Origin of the sequence: Stenotrophomonas sp. MYb238, assembly GCF_009496535.1 — a bacterium.
Lineage (GTDB): Bacteria > Pseudomonadota > Gammaproteobacteria > Xanthomonadales > Xanthomonadaceae > Stenotrophomonas.
Window position 1 is genome coordinate 1 of record NZ_WIDL01000046.1, and the last position, 4844, is coordinate 4844.

The window sequence follows — 4844 nt, forward strand, 5'->3', positions numbered from 1 at the left end:
TTCAAGATCGGCATCGGCCCGAGTTCGTCGCACACCGTGGGCCCGATGCGCGCGGCCGAGCGGTTCGTCCACCGCTGGCTGCTCGATCCGGGCAGGCTGCAGGACGTGGCGCGCATCCGCGCCGAGGTGTTCGGCTCGCTGGCCCTGACCGGCCGCGGCCACGGCACCGACACCGCCGTGCTGCTCGGCCTGGAAGGCCACCGCCCCAACCTGATCGACCCGGACATCATCCCCGAGACCCTGGCCCGCATCTGCTCGTCCAGGCGCATCAACCTGATGGGCCAGCACGAGATCGCCTTCGACGAGAAGCGCGACCTGGCCCTGAACAAGCGCCAGAAGCTGCCCTACCACACCAACGGCATGCGCTTCACCGCCTTCGACGGCAACGACGCCGTCATCGCCACCCGCGACTACTACTCCGTCGGCGGCGGCTTCGTGGTCAATGCCGACGATGCCGCCGACGACCGCATCGTGCCCGACCAGACCCCGTTGCCGTATCCGTTCAAGAGCGGCGACGAGCTGCTGGCCCAGGCCGCGCGCAGCGGCCTGAGCATCGCCGCGCTGATGTTCGAGAACGAGAAGTGCTGGCGCAGCGAGGACCAGATCAAGGACGGCCTGCGCGAGCTCTGGGACGCCATGCAGGCCTGCGTGACCCGCGGCATCCGCTCCGAGGGCACCCTGCCCGGCGGCCTGCACGTCAATCGCCGCGCCCCGGCGCTGTACCGCGAGCTGTCCGCGCGCCCGGAAGCGGCCATGCGCGACCCGCTGACCACCCTGGACTGGGTCAACCTGTACGCGCTGGCGGTCAACGAGGAGAACGCCGCCGGCGGCCGCGTGGTCACCGCCCCGACCAACGGCGCGGCCGGCATCATCCCGGCGGTGCTGCACTACTACGACCGCTTCTGCCCGGGCAGCAACGAGCAGGGCGTGTTCGACTTCCTGCTCACCGCCGCGGCCATCGGCATCCTCTACAAGGAGAACGCCTCGATCTCCGGGGCCGAGGTCGGCTGCCAGGGCGAGGTCGGGGTGGCCTGCTCGATGGCCGCCGGCGGGCTGATGGCCGCCCTGGGCGGCAAGCCGGGGCAGATCGAGAACGCCGCCGAGATCGGCATGGAGCACAACCTGGGCCTGACCTGCGACCCGATCGGCGGGCTGGTGCAGATCCCCTGCATCGAGCGCAACGCCATGGGCGCGGTCAAGGCAATCAACGCCGCGCGCATGGCCATGCGCGGCGACGGCAAGCACAAGGTCAGCCTGGACAAGGTCATCAAGACCATGCGCGACACCGGACGCGACATGCAGGACAAGTACAAGGAAACCAGCCGCGGCGGACTGGCCGTCAACGTCATCGAATGCTGAATGCGGCTGAGGATTCAAGTCGCCAGTCGAGGGGCCGCTAAGGGTTTCGAGGTAACCTGACGCGCAGTCCGGGATTCAGGGGGAATCTCGATCGACAATCCATCCACCATCCGCCATCCATGCCGGGCATTGGCAACCCGCGCCGCACTGCTGGCCCGCCTGTGGCTGCTGGTCCTGCTGGCGGTTTCCCTGCCGGCTGCCGCCCTGGACGCCGGCAAGCCGTTCCGCGATTACGTCACCGATACCTGGGGAGTGGACCAGGGACTGCCGCAGATCAGCGTGCTGGCCATCGCCCAGGATTCGGCCGGCTACCTGTGGTTCGGCACCCAGACCGGGCTCGCCCGGTTCGACGGCGTGCGCTTCGTGCGCTACACCCAGCGCGACGCCCCCGAACTGGGCAACAACATCCTGGCCCTGCTCGCCGGCGACGACGGCCGGTTGTGGATCGGTACCACGCAGGGGCTGCTGGTGCTGGAGGACGAGCGCTTCCGCGCCATCGCCCCGGCCGTGGCCGACCGGCCGGCGCCGGTGAGCGCGCTGCTGAATGTCGACGGCCGCATCCTGGTCGGCTGCACGGAAGGCATCTGCACGCCGCAGGACGGGCGGCTGCGGCGCGTGCACGCCCTGCCCGGCCCGGCGCTGAGCCTGCTGGCGCGCGAGGACGGGCTATGGGCCGGCGGCGAAGGCCGGGTATTCCACGTGGTCGACGGCAAGGTGCGGACCCTGCCGCTGCTGGCCATGGCCGGCGGCGCATCGGTCACCGCGCTGGCGCAGGCCGACGGCACGCTCTGGGCCGGACCCCGCCACGGCCTGTTCCGCCTGCACAACGACAGCTGGCAGGCGGCCGCCGGCCGCCCGGCCGACGCCCTGGCGGTGGAGGCGATGCAGGCCGACCGCGACGGCAACCTGTGGGTGGCCACCCCGCAATATCTGGAACGGCTGCGCCCCGGGCAACCGGCCGAGCGCATCCGCGATACGCCCGGCGCCATCGCCATCCGCTCAATCTTCGAGGACCGCGACGGCAACCTCTGGCTGGGCAGCATGGTCGAGGGCGTGACCCGGGCATGGAACGGCTGGGCCCGGCGCCTGAGCCAGGCCGACGGCCTCGGCACCCCGCTGCTGTGGTCGATCGCCGCCGCGCCGGATGGCGATGTCTGGGTCGGCAGCAGCGACGGCGTCGATGTCTGGCGCAACGGACGCTTCCAGAACCGCGTGCCGGGCAACCAGCTGCCGCACCCGGAGGCCTACAGCCTGCTGCCCGAGCGCGGCCAGGTCTGGATCGGCACGCGCGCCGGCGTCGCGGTGCTGCGCCAGGGCGGGCTCGAGGAGCCGGCCGCACTGGCGCCGCTGCGCGACGCGCAGATCAACGGCATCGTGCGCGACCGTGCCGGGCGGCTGTGGTTCGCCACGACCCGCGGGCTGTTCCTGCTCGAGGACGGTACGCGCCTGTCGCGCTACGCCGAGCGCGACGGCCTGGCCGACCCGCGCATCCGCCTCGTCCACGAGACCCGCGACGGCCGCATCCTGCTGGGCACCTACCAGGGACTGTACGAGTGGCGCGACGGGCGCATCCTGCCCACCGGCCGGCTCACCGGGCTGCCCGACGACACCCCGGTCACCGCCTTCCTTGAACTGGAGGATGGGCGCTGGGTGCTGGGCACCAGCAACGGCGAGAGCCTGCGTCTCTACGATGGCCGTCGCTGGCACTGGCTGGACCGCGAACGCGAGCTGCCGGCCAACGTCGCCTTCCACTTGGCCGAGAACGGCAACGACCTGTGGGTCGCCGGCATGCGCGGCGTCTACCGGCTGCCGCTGTCGTCGCTGGACCGGGCGCTGGCCGATCCAGAGCAGCCGCTGGCCGCGCAGATCGTGATCAATTCCGGCGCCGACCGCGCCGGCGGCCAGCAGGACAAATGCTGCAACGGCGCGGGCAACAGCCGCGGCGTGCTGCGCGACGGCCAGCTCTGGCTGCCCACCCGCGACGGCGCGCTGCTGGTGGACGTGGCCACGGCCGCGGACAGCGCGCCGCGCAGGATCCGGATCGACGACGTGCAGGTCCAGGGCCGGCGGCTGGCCGGCGGCCCCGGCACGCTCAAGCTGCCGCTCGACGCCCGCGACCTGAAGTTCGAGTTCAGCCTGCCCGACTTCCAGCCGATGCACACCCCGTTGCTGCGCTACCGCCTGGCCGGCTACGAGAAAGACTGGCGCGAGCTGGACAACCCGGCGATGCGCAGCGCCAGCTACGCCAACCTGCCGCCGGGTTACTACACCTTCGAGGTCGCCGACTTCAGCCATCCCGAGCCGCTGCGCGATGCCGCGCATGTCGCCCTGGAGATCCCGCGGCGCCTGCATGAAACCCTCGGCTTCAGGCTGCTGGCGGTGCTGGTGCTGGCGGGCCTGATCTGGCTGGGCTACCTCGGCCTGCGACACCGGTACGCGCGCCAGCGCGCGCAGCTGGAACGGCTGGTGCAGGAACGCACCCGCGACCTGCAGGCCGCCAACGCCCAGCTGAAGGCGATCAGTTTCACCGACCCGCTCACCGGCCTGCACAACCGGCGCTACCTGTCCCAGCAGATTCCCACCGACCTGTCGTTCTACGAACGCGACGGCGGCTACCGGGGCGGGACCGAGGCGGTGGTGTTCGCCCTGCTCGACGTGGACCACTTCAAGTCGATCAACGACACCCATGGCCACGCCGCCGGCGACCGGGTGCTGGAACAGATCGGGCAGCTGCTCGGCGAGCTCAAGCGCAGCGGCGACTACGTGGCGCGCTGGGGCGGGGAGGAATTCCTGCTCGTGTTCCGCCCCTTGCCGCGCGGCAGCCTGGCGCGGCTGGGACAGCGCCTGTGCACGCGCATCGCCGAACACAGTTTCGACCTGGGCAACGGCCAGCGGCATCGCCTCACCGCTTCGGTGGGCCTGATCGAGTGCCCGCTGTTCCCCAGCCACCCGCAGCTGCTCGGCTGGGAGCAGCTGGTCACCCTCGCCGACCGTGCGCTGTACCGGGCCAAGACCTCCGGCCGCAACGGCTGGATCGCCTACCAGACGGTCGCCGGCGCGCGCGTGCCCGACGACCTGTCGGTCATCACCGGCGATCCCTGGTGGCTGGTGGAGAACGGCCTGCTGGAGATGTTCGGCATCGAAGGCGAGATAAGCTGCGAAGCCACCCCGTAGTCTGCACGCGCCCCGATGGGCGACGCGCACGGGCCGGCTCCCGCCTCCGTGTCATGCGCATGCCGCAACGTATTGCGCTGGCTCTCGGCGACGCACCAGAATCGCGCATCACCATGCAGCCTCGGGGTTACGGATGCAGAGCGGACAACAACCCGACGGACCGGCACCGCCGCGACGTCCCCGCACGGCCACGCCAGCGGCCCCGCGCAGCGGTGGCGGCCTGACGCTGCCCCGGCTGATGCTGGCGGTGATCGTGCTGCTGGTACTTGCCTGGTTCATCGGCAGGCGGCCGGCGGCGGTGGCGCCGGCCG

The 4844-nt window shown here is 71.4% G+C and carries 2 protein-coding genes; both read left to right on the forward strand.

From position 1 onward, the window contains the following. Positions 1-1359: L-serine ammonia-lyase (locus tag CQ393_RS17845; protein WP_153193658.1), on the forward strand; the 1359-nt coding region annotated here is incomplete at its 5' end. A gap of 129 nt (positions 1360-1488) precedes the next feature. Then, a complete protein-coding gene (locus CQ393_RS17850) occupies positions 1489-4533 on the forward strand; it encodes a ligand-binding sensor domain-containing diguanylate cyclase (RefSeq protein ID WP_153193660.1) in 3045 nt (1014 codons plus the stop codon). Positions 4534-4844: the final 311 nt, after the last annotated feature.